The sequence below is a fragment of the Pseudomonas sp. rhizo66 genome (genome assembly GCF_031931925.1).
Lineage (GTDB): Bacteria > Pseudomonadota > Gammaproteobacteria > Pseudomonadales > Pseudomonadaceae > Aquipseudomonas.
Map to the genome: position 1 here is coordinate 245,439 of NZ_JAUJWZ010000006.1, position 16,753 is coordinate 262,191.

The following is a 16,753-nucleotide window of genomic DNA, read 5'->3' on the forward strand; positions in this document are numbered from 1 at the left end:
TCATAAAATAAGTGCCTGTCTGGAGAGCAAAACATGAACACTGTCACCCTCAAACACCTGTCTCGTCTTCTCGCCGAACTCGCCGTGTTGCTCGGCCTCTACCTGCTTGGCTGCCAGCTCGGCGCCTGGCTGGCGTGGCCGATTCCCGGTGGCGTGATCGGCATGGCGCTGTTGCTGCTGGCTTTTGCCTTCGGCTGGATAAAACCCGCCGCCCTGCAATTGGGCGCGGGCTTGCTGATGGCCGAAATGTTGTTGTTCTTCATACCGGCGCTGATGAGTCTGCTCGACTACGGCGCGCTGCTGCGCAATGACGGCTGGCGAATCCTGTTGGTAATCGCCGCCAGTACATTAATGGTGATGCTGGTGACGGCTTTCACCGTAGAGCTTGCCGTGCGCATGAGGCGTTCCCATGAAGCTTGAATGGATGCCGATGTTCTGGCTGGCCTTTACCCTGTTGGCGTACTTGTTCAGTCGCTGGTTATATCGGCGCACCGGACGCTACGTGTTGTCGCCGCTGATACTGGTGCCGGCGTTGTTGCTGGCGCTGGCTGTGCCGTTGCACACCGCTTATGCCGAATACTCCAGCAATACCCATTGGCTGATGTTGGTGCTGGGCCCGGTGACCGTCGCCTTCGCCGTGCCGATCTGGCAGCAGCGTTGCTTATTGATGCGGCACTGGTCGGCACTGCTGCTGGGCATGGTGGCCGGCAGTGCGGCATCGATCGGTACTTCCTTCGGATTGGCCAAGGCATTGGCGCTCGACAGCTCCGTGACGATGTCACTGGTGCCACGCTCGATCACCACACCGTTCGCCATGCCGCTGGCACAAAACCTCGGCGGCGTGCCGGAGTTGACGGCGGTCTTCGTGATGTTCACCGGTGTGTTCGGCGCAATGCTCGGCGGGGTGCTGTTGAAGTGGTTGCCACTGCGCAGCGCCTTGGCCCGCGGCGCGTTGTTCGGGGTTGGCGCGCACGGAGCCGGGGTCAGCCGGGCCCATGAAGTGGGCGGTGAAGAAGGTTCTGTCGCCGGGCTGGTGATGGTGCTGACCGGGTTGCTCAACCTGTTTGCCGCGCCTTTGTTGGCGTCGTGGCTTTGACATGGATCCAAGGAGTTTGCATGGCTGACCCGTTCAGTCATCAAGCTGGCTGGCAATGCAACTACGCGATGCTCTGCGCCTGACTAGACTGCTCGTACGTGCAGAACAATAAGAACGCAGAGGTGCATACAGTGAGCGTAGCCCCCGTCCAATCGTCCCTTAATGTCAAAGACCAGGTCAGCGCCGCGGAATGGCAGACCCGCGTCGATCTCGCCGCTTGTTATCGTCTGGTCGCCTTGCATGGCTGGGACGATCTGATCTTCACCCATATTTCCGCCAAAGTGCCGGGAACCGAAGATTTCCTGATCAACCCGTTCGGTCTGATGTTCCATGAGATCACCGCCTCGAGCCTGGTGAAAGTCGATCAGGCCGGCAACAAACTCATGGACAGCCCCTACGAGATCAACCCCGCCGGCTACACCATCCACAGCGCCGTGCACGAAGTGCGGCACGATGTGGTTTGCGTGCTGCATACGCACACCGCTTCCGGTGTCGCGGTGTCGGCGCAAAAGCAGGGTGTGTTGCCGATCAGTCAGCAGTCGCTGTTCGTGCTCTCCAGTCTGGCCTATCACGGCTACGAAGGCGTGGCGCTGAACCACGAAGAGAAGGCGCGCCTGCAAGCCGACCTTGGCGAAAACAATTTCCTGATGCTGCACAACCACGGTCTGCTGACCTGTGGTGGCACCATCGCCGACACTTTTCTGATGATGTTCACCTTCCAGCGCGCCTGCGACATTCAGGTCATGGCGCAAACCGGTGGGGCTGAACTCATCGCCATCGAACCGCAAATTCTGGCGGGCGCCAAAGCGATGATCGCCGGCGTCACCAAAAGTGCTCAAGGCATGGGTGGCGCGCTGGCCTGGCCAGCGTTGCTGCGCAAACTCGATAAACAAGACCCCGGATATAAACTCTAATGCCTCTTGCCGAGATTCCTCTGTGTGTCTGGCGTAAACGCAGCCAGACGTTTGTCTTTCGTGGCCAGCCGATTCGCTACTGGACGGCGGGGCAGGGTGAGCCGCTGTTGCTGATTCACGGTTTTCCGACCGCCAGTTGGGATTGGCATTACCTGTGGCAGCCACTGGCCCAGCGTTATCGGGTGATCGCCTGCGACATGCTTGGTTTTGGCGATTCGGCCAAGCCGATCAATCACACTTACAGCCTGCTGGAGCAGGCTGACTTGCAGCAGGCCTTGCTCGCGCATCTGCAGGTCGAGGAACCCGTGCATGTGCTGGCGCACGATTACGGTGACAGTGTTGCGCAAGAACTGCTTGCCCGACACTACGAAGACAAGATCGAGATCGCCAGTTGCGTGTTTCTCAACGGCGGATTGTTCCCGGAAACCCATCGTCCGGTGCTGATGCAAAAATTGCTGCTCAGCCCGCTGGGCTGGATGATCGGTCGTGCGTTCACTCGCGACGCTCTGGTGAAAAGCTTCCGGCAGATCTTCGGCCCGCAAACCCGCCCAAGCGAAAGCGAACTGGACGATTTCTGGAGCCTGGTCGACAGCAATCGCGGGCCTCGGATCATGCATAAATTGATCAGTTACATTCCCGAACGCCGTGTGCAGCGTGATCGCTGGGTGACGGCGATGCAGCGCGGTGAAATTCCGTTGCGGGTGATCGATGGCGAAGTCGATCCGATTTCCGGGGCGCACATGGTCGAGCGTTACCGTGAATTGATCCCCGACGCCGACACGGTGTTGTTGCCGGGCATCGGCCACTATCCACAGACCGAAGCACCGGTGCAGGTGCTCAAGCACTATCTGGCGTTTCGCGATCGTTTTGTGCTGCCGCCGCGCAAAGTGGCCTGCTCCTGAAAATCAAAAGATCGCAGCCTGCGGCCCCTCTACACAAATCCAATGTAGGAGCTGCCGCAGGCTGCGATCTTTTGATCTTTTGTTTCTTTGACGGCCTCATCATCCCCCAACCTTATCGCGCACCATTCAGCCTCAGCCGTATTCGTTGTGACCCAAAGCCCTGTGCCTGACACTCAGGCTCAATACTGGCCTGCTGGAGTTGCTGCGATGAATGAGTCTGTGCGTTTCGAAGATAAAGTCGTGATCGTCACCGGAGCCGGTGGTGGCCTCGGACGCGCCCACGCATTGTTGTTCGCCAGGCAGGGTGCCAAAGTGCTGGTCAACGACCTCGGCGGCTCGACCCAGGGTGAAGGCGCCAACGCCTCCGCCGCCGATCGCGTGGTGGCAGAAATCCGCGAAGCCGGCGGCATTGCCGAAGCCAACCACGACTCGGTCACCGACGGCGACAAACTGGTGCAGAACGCCCTCGATGCCTTTGGCCGCGTCGACGTTGTCGTCAACAACGCCGGGATCCTGCGCGACAAGACTTTCCACAAAATGGACGACGCCGACTGGGATCTGGTTTACCGCGTCCACGTCGAAGGCGCCTACAAAGTCACCCGCGCCGCCTGGCCGCACCTGCGCGAGCAAAACTACGGCCGGGTGATCTTCACAGCCTCAACTTCAGGTATCTACGGCAACTTCGGCCAGTCCAACTACGGCATGGCCAAACTGGGTCTTTACGGTTTGACCCGCACCCTGGCCATCGAAGGTCGCAAGAACAACATCCTCGTCAATGCCATTGCGCCGACTGGCGGCACGCGCATGACCGAAGGCCTGATCCCGCCGCAAGTGTTCGAGCAACTGAAACCGGAACTGGTCAGCCCGCTGGTGGTGTATCTGGCCAGTGAACAATGCCAGGAAACCTCCGGACTGTTTGAGGTCGGTGGCGGCTGGATGGGCAAGGTACGCTGGGAGCGCAGCCTCGGTGCAGGGTTTGATCCACTAGTGGGCTTCTCGCCGGAAGATGTCGCGGCGCACTGGCAGCAGATTTGCGACTTCGAAGGGGCGGCGCATCCGAAGGACAATATTGAGGCGCTGAAGGAAATGATGGCGAATTTGCAGAAGTATTCGCTTTAAAAGACGTTTGAGCCTCGCTGCGTTCTCGATGCGGCGAGGCTCGTTCCATTATTCCTTGTACCGTTTATCAATCATGAACTCCGGGATTTTCCAGTTTGGACCCGGAATGGCGACAGCCGCATTGCCCTCAGCCAATACACCCTCATGAAATAATTCCTCATACGCTCTCCACAATTCACCGCGCGCGATGACTTCAAATCGATAACGCCCGAACAGTGTGTCGATTGAGGGAAATGCCAAACCGATAGCCAAAACTGATAACAAGTCTCTGAGATTTTCTTGCCTGACAGCTTGTTCGAGTTTTGCAATCGAACTCTTGGATCCGCTGACGCATTCAAATGCTTCCACCTCCTGTTTTTTCGCAGCGTCGATGGCCTCGTCGGTATAGCGTAATGACTCATCGTCGCTCAGTTTGAAGTCTTCAAGTGTGGCCGTATGGAGGTTATTCCAAAGGGATGGATTACTTTTGGGAATGTAGTCGTCGGCGAATCCCATCGCTCTGAATCGCTCCATCATTCGAAGTGAATAGGCATAGAACCGTCGATCGGTATCGCTCATCTCGAGCTTGCGCTCCAGTATGGCGTCAAGACGCTTGATCATGATGAGGTTGGCTGCAGACCCTTTTCCTTCAATTTTTGTTTCGGCTCCCTCAACAAAACTTTGCTCCAACATTCGTTTTACTCACTGCGAATTTTTCGGTTTGCGGAGCAATTAACCTACATCAGCTTTCGAACGGAAATATCTGCATCAATCGTCAGTAATGAACTGTTTAGTTGTATGAATAGTGGGGAGGGCGGTTTGATAGCTTGGCATTAGAAGATCAAACAAGGAGATTTCCTACAGCAATGGGGGAATCTTCCCGCTGATGCAGGTGAGGTGGCTAAAACGGCACCCATAAAATAGGCCGCTGCAAACGCAGCGGCCAAGGTAAGACGTTTGATCAAGGAGCGACAAATCACCCTGAGCAATAATTTCTCCCTAGCATTGGCAGCAGATTAGTGATTTCGAAGAAACGGCGCATCCGAAGAACAATATAGGTGCGCTGAAAGAGATGAGGCCACCAAGCTCGAGCTTGGCGGCCAACAACCCATTAAACGTATCGTTTTTCGGCCATAAATTTTGGAGCCTTCCAGTTGGGGCCTTTAATAGCTAAGCCTTTATCCCCGTGTGCCAGTACTCCAGACGCGATAAGTCGAGTGTAGGCATCCTCTAGGGCTCCATATTTACTGATCAAATCTCGGTTGTATTGTCTGATCATCATGTCCAGGTGCGGATTTGGTTTGAACAGTGAAAATACGGTGACGATGTCATCCAATGGTTCATTTTTCACAATTTGCTCAATGGTATTCATTACCACATCTCCTTAAGCAACTTCTGGTACTCACGCTCTTCTTGCCGCCTTGCAGCTTCCAGCGCCTCTGGCGTATATAACAACGTTGGATCATCTTTAAGCTTGTAATCCTCCAGTGTTGCAGTGTGGACGTTGTTCCATACGGAAGAGTCTTTATCGGGCATTTCCGTGTCGCCATATCCCAAGGCTTTAAGCCTTTCGAATTCTCTGATCTTATGAGTGTAAAAGCGTTTGTCGGTACGCATATTCATGTCCTTTTGAATGTGCGTGATAACTCGCTGGTAAGTCAGCGCGGCCGATAGTGACGTCCGTGTCACCAGCGAGGGGTTGAGGTGTTTCAAGTTACATCAGACTTGCGGTTACAAAATCTGAGAAGCCCGTAAGTAACAGGGCGTTGTTTCGAGAGGGTTTTCGCAGGCTAATAACAAAGCAGGGAGAATTCTTCTGCGACGCAGGAAAGGTCCTACGTCGTTCTCGGAAAGTGTTTGCAGGCAGTAGGGAATACTTTTTCAACGCCCATAAAAAAGGCCGCTGCAAACGCAGCGGCCAAGGTAAGACGTTGGATCAAGGAGCTACAAATCAACGTCAGTGAACACCGGGGCGATAAACCGAAGTCTTCGATTCATCTGAAATCTGTCAGCAATGGCCTGAGTTGCTCAAAGGTCAGTGCTGCGTGCTTCGCGGTGTGTGCCGTGAAAGCCCGCTCAGAATAAGGTCTTGAACGCGTAGGAAAAATACCGATTCCGGACATGCACTGTTGCGGGGCACGTAACAGTCCCGTGATCCCATGTGCACCATGCGCGGCACTGATGATCCGCCATCCAGCCGATCCATGAGCGGCGCAAAGCCCCGTCGCGCAAGGCCATTCATTCTTTCGAGCGACAACACGAATACCTCCTTGGTGCGCTTATCGACGCGCTTGTCCGGCAGTAGGGTGAGGCCTTCTGTCACTCACCGGGGAAGACGCATGACAAAAACAACAATGCGCGCCATCTTCACACCGCAGGCGCTGGCAGCCGCGGTGGCTCTGGGTTGCTGCGCCCAGGCGCAAGCAGTTGCGTTCAACATTGGCGAAATCGAGGGCACCTTCGACTCGTCGCTGTCGATCGGTGCGAGCTGGGGCATGCGCGATGCCGACAAGTCGCTGGTCGGCACGGTCAATGGGGGCACCGGGCAATCCTCGACCGGTGATGACGGGCGTTTGAATTTCAAGAAGGGCGAGACCTTCTCGAAAATCTTCAAGGGCATTCACGACCTCGAACTCAAGTACGGCGACACCGGTGTCTTCGTGCGCGGCAAGTACTGGTACGACTTCGAGCTGAAAGACGAAGACCGCGAGTTCAAGCCGATCAGCGACAGCGGCCGCAAGGAAGGTGCGAAGTCTTCCGGTGCGCAGATTCTCGATGCGTTCGTCTATCACAACTATTCCATCGCCGACCTGCCGGGCACTGTGCGTGCGGGCAAGCAGGTGGTGAGCTGGGGCGAAAGTACGTTTATCGGCAACTCGATCAACAGCATCAACCCGGTCGACGTCTCGGCGTTTCGTCGCCCCGGCGCCGAGATCAAGGAAGGCCTGATTCCGGTCAACATGCTGTTTGGCTCCCAAGGCCTGACCGATCAACTGACCGTTGAAGGTTTCTATCAACTGGAATGGGACCAAACCGTTCTCGACAACTGCGGCACCTTCTTCGGTGTCGACGTGGCGGCGGACGGTTGCAACAACGGCTACACGGTCGGCAACCCGGCGATCGCGCCGTTGGTGCCGCTGACCCAAGCCTTTGGTCAGGGCATTCAGGTCACCCGTGAGGGGGTGGTGATTCCCCGTGGCGGCGACCGCGATGCGCGTGACTCCGGGCAATGGGGGACCGCGTTGCGCTGGCTCGGTGACGACACTGAGTACGGTCTCTACTTCATGAACTACCACAGCCGTACGCCGACGGTAGGCACGACCACGGCCGGTCTTTCGACACTGGCTGCCTTGCCGGGCATGGTCGGGATCGCCAATGGCCTGGCCCCCGGCAGCGGTTCCGGCCTGGCCCAGAGCGTGATGCTCGGACGCGGTGGCTACTACCTTGAGTACCCGGAGGACATTCGTCTCTACGGCGCGAGTTTTTCCACTACATTGCCCACCGGCACGGCATGGACCGGCGAGATCAGCTACCGGCCCAACGCTCCGGTGCAGGTCAACACCAACGACCTGACGCTGGCGCTGCTCAACCCGATTGCCGGCGGTGCCGCGTCACCGATCGCCACCGATCCGGGGTCTGATAACAAGGGTTATCGGCGCAAAGAAGTTACGCAGATCCAGAGCACCCTCACGCACTTCTTCGATCAGGTCTGGGGCGCTCAACGCCTGACCTTGGTGGGTGAAGCAGCGGTGGTGCGGGTCGGCGGTCTGGAGTCGCGCGACAAGCTGCGTTATGGCCGTGACTCGGTGTACGGCCAATACGGTTTCGGCGGCGACACCGACGGTTTTGTCACCTCGACGTCGTGGGGCTACCGCGCCCGGGCGATCCTCGACTACGCCAACGTGATTGGTGGGATCAACCTCAAACCGAACCTGTCGTGGTCGCATGACGTCGCCGGTTATGGCCCCAACGGCCTGTTCAACGAAGGCGCGAAAGCGATCAGCGTCGGCGTCGATGCCGACTACCGCAACACCTACACCGCGAGCCTCAGTTACACCGACTTTTTCGGTGGCGACTACAACGTCCTCGAAGACCGTGACTTCGTCGCCCTGAGCTTCGGCGTGAACTTCTGATCTGCCCGAGAAGGATGAATGCAATGCGCAAAATGATTCTGCAATGTGGTGTGCTGGCCCTGAGTCTGCTGGCGGCCAATGTGATGGCGGCGGTATCTGCGGAGGAGGCCAACAAACTTGGCACCAGCCTGACGCCGCTCGGCGCCGAGAAGGCCGGAAACGCTGACGGTTCGATCCCGGCATGGACCGGCGGCATCCCGAAAAACGCCGGGGCGGTGGACAGCAAAGGCTTTCTCGCCGACCCGTTTGCCAATGAAAAACCGCTGTTCACCATCACCGCAGCCAACGTCGACAAGTACAAGGACAAGCTCTCCGACGGTCAGGTGGCGATGTTCAAACGCTACCCGGAAACCTACAGGATCCCGGTCTACCCGACCCACCGCACGGTCGCCGCACCGGCGGAAATCTATGAGTCGGCCAAACGCAGTGCGCTCAATGTCACCAGCATTAACGACGGTAACGGCCTGGCCAATTTCACTGGCAACCGCTACTACGCCTTCCCGATTCCGAAGAACGGCGTGGAGGTGTTGTGGAACCACATCACCCGGTATCACGGCGGTAACCTGCGGCGCATCATCACCCAGGTGACACCGCAGACCAACGGCAGCTACACACCGATCCGCTTCGAAGAAGAGATCGCCGTGCCGCAATTGATGAAGGATCTCGACCCGGAAAAAGCCGCCAACGTGCTGACCTTCTTCAAGCAGTCGGTGACCGCGCCGGCACGTCTGGCCGGTAACGTGCTGCTGGTCCATGAAACCCTCGATCAGGTGAAGGAACCGCGTCTGGCATGGATCTACAACGCCGGCCAGCGCCGCGTACGCCGGGCGCCGCAAGTGGCCTATGACGGCCCGGGTACCGCCGCCGATGGCCTGCGCACATCGGACAACTTCGACATGTTCTCCGGCGCACCGGATCGCTACGACTGGAAACTGGTCGGCAAGAAGGAAATGTACATCCCGTACAACAGCTACAAACTCGACTCGCCGAAGCTCAAGTACGACGACATCGTCAAGGCCGGGCATATCAATCAGGACCTGACCCGTTACGAACTGCACCGGGTGTGGGAAGTGATCGGCACGGTGAAACCGAACGAGCGGCACATCTACGCCAAGCGTCACATGTACATCGATGAGGACAGCTGGCAGGTGGCGCTGGCGGACCACTACGACGGTCGCGGGCAACTGTGGCGTGTCGCCGAAGGCCACGCTCAGTATTACTACGATCACCAGGCCCAGGCCTACACGCTGGAAGCGCTCTACGACATCATCGCCGGTCGCTACATTGCCTTGGGCATGAAGAACGAAGAGAAGCACAGTTTCGAGTTCGGCTTCGAAGCCAAGGCTGCCGATTACACCCCATCGGCCCTGCGCGCAGAGGGTGTGCGGTAACGTTTTTGCTACAAGGGCAAGGCAAAAGGCGACCGCACGGTCGCCTTTTTTATGGGCGTCAATCAGCGTGCTGAATACTCGTCAACAAGCGCGCAGGAGAGGGCTAGGGTGAGCGCACAATGATAAGAAGGCTCACCCGATGACCGCCATGACCCCGTGCCTGGATCGACCCGGATTTTTGCCAAGACTTTCTTCATATCATCAGCCTCGCAGTCGTTTGAGTGCACCTCTGCTGGCATCGAGTGCGCGGGTCAGGCTGTTGTGCGCACCCGCTGGCAGTGGCAAAACCGCTCTGCTCACCGAATGTCTTCTGCAGGTGCGTGCAGACTGCGAGGCGATTTGGCTGCCGCTCGCGGGAGCAGTGCTCAGCCGCGAGGAGTTTTGCCTGCGTCTGACTCGGGCGCTCGGGCTGGTCGAAGGCCTTGACGTTACGCATCTGATGACGGAACTGGCAGGTTGGTCCAGGCCGACTTCGCTGTTCATCGACGATTACAGTCGTCTGCCGGATCCGGCTCTGGATGCTTTGCTGGATCGTTTGCTGGCTGTCAGCAGCCCGGCGCTCACCTGGTGGATCAGCACGCGCCGCCGGCCGCAGTGCAACTGGCCGCGCCTGTTGCTCGATGACGAACTCTACGAATCCGAGCGCGCCAACCTGGCGCTGACTCACGATGAGGTTGTACCGGTGTTGCGCCATTTGCCGCCAGATCAGGCGGACCGTGTCGCCGCCCGTATCATCCAGCGTACCGGCGGCTGGTGCGCGGGTGCGCGCATGGCGCTCCTGCAAAAGTGCGACTGGTCGCAAAACCTGCAGCCGCAACAGCGTGTCGACACTCTGCTCGATTATCTGCAGCACGAACTCTTCAGTAATCTGACACCCGAGCAGGACGAGGCGTGGCGTGTTCTGGCCCACCTGCCACGGTTTAACGCGGCATTATGCGAGCATTTGTTCGGCGCCGGTGAAGGCGCACAGTTGCTGCATGATCTGCAGATGCTGGGCTGCTTTATCGAGCCATGGCAGGAGTCCGCCGACTGGCTGCAGGTCTTCCGCCCGCTGTCGCGAATCATGCAGGAGTCGCACTGGCCGTGTGCGCGTTCGTGGCACCGGCGCGCCTGTCAGTGGTTCACTGTTGCGCAGGATTGGCGAGCGGCGTTCGAGCAAGCGTTGTTGGCCGAAGAATACGAAACCGCCGTGAGCCTGTTGCAGCATTTGAGCTTCGAGGATTTGTTGGAAGATCAGACGGTCGTCCTGCTGTTGCGCTTGCATGAGGAGCAAAGCCGGGAGCTGACCTTGATGACACCGCAACTGATCAGGCTGGTCACGGGGGCATTGCTGTTCGCCGGCCGATTCGACCAGGCCGCGCAATGCATGGCCCATCTTGCCCGCTTCATGCCACAACCGACGGCGCACCTGGAGCAGCAACTGCTGGCACATTGGCAGGCGCAACACGGTTGGCTCTGTCACCTGCAAGGGCAAATGGAGCCGGCGCGCGCCTGTTTTCAGGAGGCATTGTCAGCGCTGAATGATGATGCCTGGCAGGGCCGTTTGATGTGTCTGTCGGGGCTCACGCAGCAGGCATTACTGTGCGGTGAACTCGATCAGGCCCATGCTCGCAACCGCGAGGCGCTGTGCCTGGCACGCGCGCACGGCTCCCTGTTGTTCGAAGGGTTGCTCGAGCTTGATCATGCGCAATGGCTCGAGCAGCGAGGCGCGCCTGTGCGTGCCGAAAACCTGCTGGTGGACATTGAGCATTTGCTGCGCCAGCGCACCCTGGTACCCACGCCGCTGCTGGGCCGGATTGCCCTGCGACGAGGCCGGCTGGCGCTGTGCATGGGGCTTGAAAAGCAGGCTGCGGATCTGTTCAGCCGAGGCCTTGAAGACTGCTTGCGCAGTCAAGACAAACGGGTTTTGTATGGCTACCTGGGGCAGGCTCAACTGGCCGGCAATCGAGGCGATTATGCCTGCGCTTTCGAACGCCTGCGCGAGGCCGAAAGGGTCATGCAGCAGCGGCAGATTCCCGATACGGTCTATCGCGGTGTTGTGCTTCAGGTCAGCAGCCAGTTCTGGTTGCAGCAGGGCCGACCGCAATTGGTGCAAGAGGCCTTGGGCCGGCTGTTACGGCACTACCGTGGACCCTCTGCACTCCAGGCGCCGCCCGCGACGTTCGAGCTGATTATTCGCATTGAATACCTGCTGGCCTGCGCGCATACGCAATTGAATCCGGGTGAAAACTGTCTGCCAAGCCTTGAGCGTTTGTTGAATGAGGCTCAGGCCAGAGGCATGTTGACGGCGGAAACGGAGTTGCTGCTGGCCTTCGTCCAGTTGGCTGAATCGAGCGGTGACACGTTGGCGGCGCAGCAAGCTTTCCAGCGAGCCGGGATGCTGGTGGAACGCTGCCAATTGCAGCAAGCCATGCGGGAGTGGGAGTTACGCAGAGCCACAGTGTCTGACAAGCAGTTTCCTGCCTGGCAATGCGACAGCCATGATCTTGTTCCGGTCCTCAGTCGACGTGAGCGCGAAGTGCTGATGTTGATTGCTCAAGGTGCTTCGAATCAGCAAGTTGCCGAACAACTTTTTATTTCGTTGCATACAGTAAAAACCCATGCGCGGCGGATTAACGGAAAGTTGGGTGTGGAGCGCAGGACTCAGGCTGTGGCGAAAGCAAAGTTGATGGGAATACTGGTTTGATATTGTGGTTTTCTGTGGGTGTAAATGTTTTTAGTTGTTTGCTGGCATGTTTTGTAAATTGTTCGGACTTCATATTGATTTGAAAAGAAACTACCTTGCGGCCATCTACAGGGCTGTACTCGCAGCTCTGGATAAACAAGTAAGGAAGTACTGTGGTTAAGTTATTTAAAAGTCTGATGCGCGGCTCGAAGGGCGAGCAAGTGTCCTGGGCTGAAGAGTGGAACAAGGCAAGCCAGGCAAAAGCAGACCTGTTCAAAGTCATCGACGCGATGCCGAGCGTGCTGGATATTCTTCGCAACATGCTTGAAAGTGAATTGAAACGTTTGGGCAAGACAGTCGATATCGACAAAGTCTATGTCAATACGGATCCTGCTTTTCCTGCCAACGAAAACCGACCTTCGGGCAGCCTTTGGGACGTCACTGTGCATTGTCTGAATAACAACGTCAGCCCCGCTTACATAGTGGGCGGTGATGGTGTGTTTTTTCTGCCTGACACGTTCAGTGAGCAATTCAAAGTCAAGGTTCTGAATACGCTTATTGTCGAAGATCTGATCGCTGCTGTTTCTGCCGGTCTGGAAAAAACGTTGCGAACCGAGATCACAAAGTTCTGGGCGGCGCCAGCGAAAACCCTTCGCCCGGACACTGCACCGCTGTCGAACAAGCAGACTTTCATCGAAGCGTACGCCGTGGTCACGAGTGCAGAGCTTTCCCTGTCGGTCATGGCCAACAATTTTGATGCCTGGTTGGGGGAGCGATTTGCCTATCTGCTCGACGCAGACGCCGGACGCGCAGTGTTTGAAGTGAAGTTGCAACCGGCGCAGGATTACCTTCTGTCGCTACAGCCCTGTTTCGTTCTGGACAATGCCGAGCGTCCGCAGGCAGAAATGCCGCTGGTCAACGAGTCGACTTCCTATCTTATGCACACGCCGGAAAACGGCTTCGAGTTCTTTGAAAAAAATACCGAGCTGCACAGCAAACTACAGCAGCGGCTGTCTTTGGGTAGCGACCAGATCCGCTACCTGAAAGCCACACAAAGTCCTTACGCCTTCTGCGTAGAGACTCATCTCAAAGGCCAGCTGGAAAGCGTGTCGTCCTTGCTCGGTGCCCGGGAACAACTGGAAAGTCCGCTCACCTCCGCGCTGCAGGAGAATCAAGGCTTGCACGTGCTGCGCTACGGTATCAACACCCGCTTCTATCTGCTTTGGGCTGCATTGAAACGCACCGACTGGCCGCTCTGGCTCCATGCCGCCGGTAGCGATATTCAACAGCGATACAAGGAGCTTGATGAGTCCAGGGATGAATACCAGGCAGCTTATTCAACTGTCTTCGATGCGTACTTTTCGTTTAAGGATTATGTGGTGCGTACGTTTGCCGAATGGGCGGACAGGACGCTCGGGGAAGACCTTGATCCAGAAACGATCAGTGTCCATAGCTCGTACACGCTGAAAATTGCCGGACGTACGGTTGAACAGGAAGACACCCGGACGCTGACGGAATTTATCGTTTTCGGACTGCATGACAATGGTTATAAAGCGACGCTGACTATCATCGGCGCTCCCGAGGGAAGTCGGCTGACGGTAGTAGCGCTTGAACAGTGGCTGGAGAGTCGTAACCTGCGACTGACATTTACCGGCAGCCTGGCATCCTCGCCCTCGCTTGATTACCAGGAGGCTTACCGCAACTACCTCTTCAGCCAGATGGAGTTTGCAGTTTTTGTTGCTCGTCACTCCGGAAAGCTGGACTCCACCGATGCGAATATCATCGCGCGAGCCATGGCCAATGACCCTGCGGTGACTATTCATGGATTGAAAATCAGTTATCAAGTACCAGCCTTGAAAGATGTTCTGATGATTTCGACCAGAGAATATGTACCGTCGCTGATGTTGGTCAAAACGCCTGTCGGGGAATTTGAACTGATAAAATTTGCCGATGTTTGGGCGGCGCTACGCTGGCTGGAGACAGCATTCTCATCAGATCGTGAATACGCTGCACGGATGATCCATCCAGACTACCTGTACGAATCAGGCAAGTTGCTCGGCAGAGATCGCACAGAGCTGGAGTACCGCTATGAACTCGACAGCCGGCCAGTCAATCTTGGCCTGAATCCCGCGGCACCGTTGGCAGACTATGTAAATGTCGCTTACCGAGCCGAAGTTGCTCTGCACAAGGCGATTGCTCCGGTAGGTTATCGGGCGCTTGGCATCGAAGGCCGCAAGCGCTACTCGCGTCTGACAACCGAACTCAAGGCGCTGTCTACGGTTGATGGACGAGAAAATGGTTTTCCGACATTCGAACAGTTCACTTATGACGCGGTGAAAGCTCAGATAGAAGACACTTTGCGTCAGCGTGGCAGCAACGTATCGGTCAATCCCGACCATATCATTGTGCAAACCGAAGATTTTCGTAAGAGCGTTACCGATGTTTTGCTTGAGGGACTCGCCTTTGAAGCGGTGCATCCGGCTTACGAAACCAAATTCAGCCCGAAATACTATTTGGTGAATGGCCATCCCGACGTTGAAAAACTGGATATCCGAGACCTGTCCTCGCTGTCGAAAACTTTCCGTCCCGGCGACAGATATGCCGCGATGCTGAAAGCGCAATATCAGAACAAGGCTCATCCTGATTACGCCTTCAAGCGCGCAGTACACGCCCGAAAAATTCGCTGTGAAATGTACTGCAGTGCTTTTGCCGACTATACCAATGGCAGATTATCGACAGAGTCTTTCACTGCTATCCAACGAATTATCGATAATCTGAAAGAAAGCGGCGGCTATCAGTCAATTGTGGATAGCGTCTCCGAAGGTGACGTCGGGCTGTATAAATTCAATATCGGCAAGTTGGGGTTGACGGCTGCCTATGACCGCACGGTGGGCGGCGTTTATATTTTCCGGCTGAAGTTGTCTTCAGGTTTCGTCGATTTGCTCTACACGCCTGACGCGCCAGACATGGTCAGTTTCCGGCCGATCGCTGAGTTCATTCCTTCTATTCGTTTCCGATACGGCCCGTTCAGGAGCTACTACAGCGAGCGGATACTGCTGGTCGACCAAAAGGTGATCAACGACTATTTCGCCAGTCTGGTCGCAACCGTCGATGCTAAACCGGACATTCGCACGCAGCAGCGTTCGTTACTGCCTGATCTGTTCACTTTCCATGACGAGCGAGTGCGCCGTGTATTGAGTGATATCGACGAACGCACCACCAGTCTCAATGAAATTGTCGCCGGTATTGTTTACGACAACCTGTTGAAGGCGGCGAACATCGTGAGCCTGCTGGTGCCTCCCGTGGGCACTGTCGTGGTGGCTGTGCAGATGATGAAAAGCATCTACGACGCTTCGCAGTCGCACCGACGGGGTGATTATTCCGCCGCGCTGGGACATATACGGGATGTATTGAGCGAACTGCTGACATTGGGTCAGGCAGCGGCGGCGGGCGCACCGGTTAAAGAACTGACTCGCGCGCAACGTTCGTTCCTCAGTTTGTTTGAAGACGCTCGGACAGTCGCCGAACTCGTTACGTATTACACCGGCCATGAAGACCCCACAGATGAACTGCTTGGTTTCTTCAAGTCACTGATGGAAGGTGCTGACTCCGCATTGAGCAAGACCACGGTTCGTTGAGCCGTTTCGAGCGCTCTTAGTCCGCGGATTTATCTTTCATAACCCATTCGCCAACTCACGGCCCGCGTCGCCGCCAGCAACCGCTGCGCCGCCGGGCCGTTTTCGTCGGCGTGGAACAATGAGGCCGGGCCGACGATGGTCAACACGGCGGCGACATGGCCGACGGCGTTGAACACGGGGGCGGACAACGCATCCACACCCGGCATCAGCAGGCCATGCACATGATGCAGACCGCGTTCGCGGATCTGTTCGCACAGGGTTGCGTAGGTTTTTTCGTCCTTCAACGGATGATCCACAGCGGCAATTTCCTGCTCGCGCAACTCATCGGTTTCCCGATGGGGCAGGTAGGCGCTGAACACCAGTCCGGTGGATGAACTGAGCAGTGGCAACACTGAACCCAGTTGCGTCACCACCGTCACCGCGCGCACCGCAGGTTCGATATGCACCACGGTCGCGCCCTGATTGCCCCACACCGCCAAAAAGCAGGTTTCGTTGAGTTCGTCGCGCAGCTCGGACAACGGCAGGGCGGCGACTTTCAGCACGTCCATACTGTTGAGTGCGGCGAGGCCGACGCGCAGCGCTTCACGGCCGAGGCCGTAATGGTTGGTGGCGGCGTTCTGCTCGGCAAACCCCGAGGCGATCAGCGCTTGCAGATAGCGGTGCACCTTGCTCGCTGGCATCTGTACGTGTTCTGCCAGACGCGACAACGAAGTGGACGGTGACAACTCGGCCAGCGCCTTGAGGATGTCGGTGCCGACTTCGGCGGAGCGGACTTTCTGTTTGCCGTTGCTGTCGCTGGTTTTTTCCATGGTGCGGCCGGGTTCCGAAACGAATGGGCGTCTTTATAGCTTGACGCTGGATAGCGAGCAAATTACGTTATGCGTAATCAGATTACGATAATAACAACCCCGGCGTG

At 57.0% G+C, this 16,753-nt stretch carries 13 protein-coding genes; 9 read left to right on the top strand and 4 right to left on the bottom strand.

All coding sequences use genetic code 11. From position 1 onward, the window contains the following. The first annotated feature begins 33 nt into the window (after window positions 1-33). The 5 genes from QZR14_RS09965 to QZR14_RS09985 all read left to right on the top strand — a co-directional run bounded on the left by QZR14_RS09965 (window position 34) and on the right by QZR14_RS09985 (window position 4,031). Window positions 34-420, top strand: coding sequence for a CidA/LrgA family protein (locus QZR14_RS09965; RefSeq protein ID WP_250607682.1), 387 nt, complete (start codon window positions 34-36; stop codon window positions 418-420). Next, window positions 410-1,096 carry an LrgB family protein gene (locus QZR14_RS09970; protein ID WP_250607684.1) on the top strand — a complete coding sequence of 229 codons (687 nt, stop codon included), beginning with the start codon at window positions 410-412 and terminating at the stop codon, window positions 1,094-1,096. Before QZR14_RS09965 ends, QZR14_RS09970 begins: the two co-directional genes overlap by 11 nt. A gap of 131 nt (window positions 1,097-1,227) precedes the next feature. After that, on the top strand, window positions 1,228-2,010 hold the full coding sequence (locus QZR14_RS09975; RefSeq protein WP_093436071.1) for a class II aldolase/adducin family protein: 783 nt from the start codon (window positions 1,228-1,230) through the stop codon (window positions 2,008-2,010). Further along, entirely contained in the window at window positions 2,010-2,912 is a 903-nt protein-coding gene (locus QZR14_RS09980) for an alpha/beta fold hydrolase (protein WP_250607688.1), read from the top strand. The genes QZR14_RS09975 and QZR14_RS09980 overlap by 1 nt, the downstream gene beginning before the upstream one ends. 207 nt (window positions 2,913-3,119) lie before the next feature. Next, window positions 3,120-4,031 carry an SDR family oxidoreductase gene (locus QZR14_RS09985; RefSeq protein ID WP_311996450.1) on the top strand — a complete coding sequence of 304 codons (912 nt, stop codon included), beginning with the start codon at window positions 3,120-3,122 and terminating at the stop codon, window positions 4,029-4,031. Between the two features lie 48 nt (window positions 4,032-4,079). Here QZR14_RS09985 and QZR14_RS09990 read toward each other — a convergent pair whose 3' ends face one another. The 3 genes from QZR14_RS09990 to QZR14_RS10000 all read right to left on the bottom strand — a co-directional run bounded on the left by QZR14_RS09990 (window position 4,080) and on the right by QZR14_RS10000 (window position 5,627). Beyond that, window positions 4,080-4,703, bottom strand: a complete 624-nt coding sequence (locus QZR14_RS09990) for a hypothetical protein (protein WP_250607690.1) — start codon at window positions 4,701-4,703, stop codon at window positions 4,080-4,082. Between the two features lie 418 nt (window positions 4,704-5,121). Further along, complete coding sequence (locus tag QZR14_RS09995; protein WP_311996451.1) at window positions 5,122-5,382, bottom strand: hypothetical protein; 261 nt, start codon at window positions 5,380-5,382, stop codon at window positions 5,122-5,124. Further along, window positions 5,382-5,627, bottom strand: a complete 246-nt coding sequence (locus QZR14_RS10000; protein ID WP_250607694.1) for a hypothetical protein — start codon at window positions 5,625-5,627, stop codon at window positions 5,382-5,384. The genes QZR14_RS09995 and QZR14_RS10000 overlap by 1 nt, the downstream gene beginning before the upstream one ends. Before the next feature lie 722 nt (window positions 5,628-6,349). Here QZR14_RS10000 and QZR14_RS10005 point away from each other — a divergent pair. The 4 genes from QZR14_RS10005 (at window position 6,350) to QZR14_RS10020 (ending at window position 15,837) form a co-directional block, all read left to right on the top strand. Beyond that, window positions 6,350-8,143, top strand: coding sequence for a DUF1302 domain-containing protein (locus tag QZR14_RS10005; protein ID WP_250607696.1), 1,794 nt, complete (start codon window positions 6,350-6,352; stop codon window positions 8,141-8,143). Window positions 8,144-8,166: 23 nt separating this feature from the next. After that, entirely contained in the window at window positions 8,167-9,534 is a 1,368-nt protein-coding gene (locus QZR14_RS10010) for a DUF1329 domain-containing protein (protein WP_311996452.1), read from the top strand. A 139-nt stretch (window positions 9,535-9,673) separates the two neighbouring features. Next, entirely contained in the window at window positions 9,674-12,220 is a 2,547-nt protein-coding gene (locus tag QZR14_RS10015; protein ID WP_311996453.1) for a helix-turn-helix transcriptional regulator, read from the top strand. A gap of 152 nt (window positions 12,221-12,372) precedes the next feature. Further along, window positions 12,373-15,837, top strand: coding sequence for a dermonecrotic toxin domain-containing protein (locus QZR14_RS10020; RefSeq protein ID WP_311996454.1), 3,465 nt, complete (start codon window positions 12,373-12,375; stop codon window positions 15,835-15,837). 29 nt (window positions 15,838-15,866) lie between these two features. Here QZR14_RS10020 and QZR14_RS10025 read toward each other — a convergent pair whose 3' ends face one another. After that, window positions 15,867-16,646, bottom strand: coding sequence for an IclR family transcriptional regulator (locus QZR14_RS10025; RefSeq protein ID WP_311996455.1), 780 nt, complete (start codon window positions 16,644-16,646; stop codon window positions 15,867-15,869). Window positions 16,647-16,753 lie beyond the last annotated feature (107 nt).

Coding starts and splice junctions, on each gene's coding strand:
- QZR14_RS09965 (WP_250607682.1), top strand. CDS start 34: ATGAACACTGTCACCCTCAAACACCTGTCTCGTCTTCTCGCCGAACTC.
- QZR14_RS09970 (WP_250607684.1), top strand. CDS start 410: ATGAAGCTTGAATGGATGCCGATGTTCTGGCTGGCCTTTACCCTGTTG.
- QZR14_RS09980 (WP_250607688.1), top strand. CDS start 2,010: ATGCCTCTTGCCGAGATTCCTCTGTGTGTCTGGCGTAAACGCAGCCAG.
- QZR14_RS09985 (WP_311996450.1), top strand. CDS start 3,120: ATGAATGAGTCTGTGCGTTTCGAAGATAAAGTCGTGATCGTCACCGGA.
- QZR14_RS09990 (WP_250607690.1), bottom strand. CDS start 4,703: ATGTTGGAGCAAAGTTTTGTTGAGGGAGCCGAAACAAAAATTGAAGGA.
- QZR14_RS09995 (WP_311996451.1), bottom strand. CDS start 5,382: ATGAATACCATTGAGCAAATTGTGAAAAATGAACCATTGGATGACATC.
- QZR14_RS10000 (WP_250607694.1), bottom strand. CDS start 5,627: ATGCGTACCGACAAACGCTTTTACACTCATAAGATCAGAGAATTCGAA.
- QZR14_RS10005 (WP_250607696.1), top strand. CDS start 6,350: ATGACAAAAACAACAATGCGCGCCATCTTCACACCGCAGGCGCTGGCA.
- QZR14_RS10010 (WP_311996452.1), top strand. CDS start 8,167: ATGCGCAAAATGATTCTGCAATGTGGTGTGCTGGCCCTGAGTCTGCTG.
- QZR14_RS10015 (WP_311996453.1), top strand. CDS start 9,674: ATGACCGCCATGACCCCGTGCCTGGATCGACCCGGATTTTTGCCAAGA.
- QZR14_RS10025 (WP_311996455.1), bottom strand. CDS start 16,646: ATGGAAAAAACCAGCGACAGCAACGGCAAACAGAAAGTCCGCTCCGCC.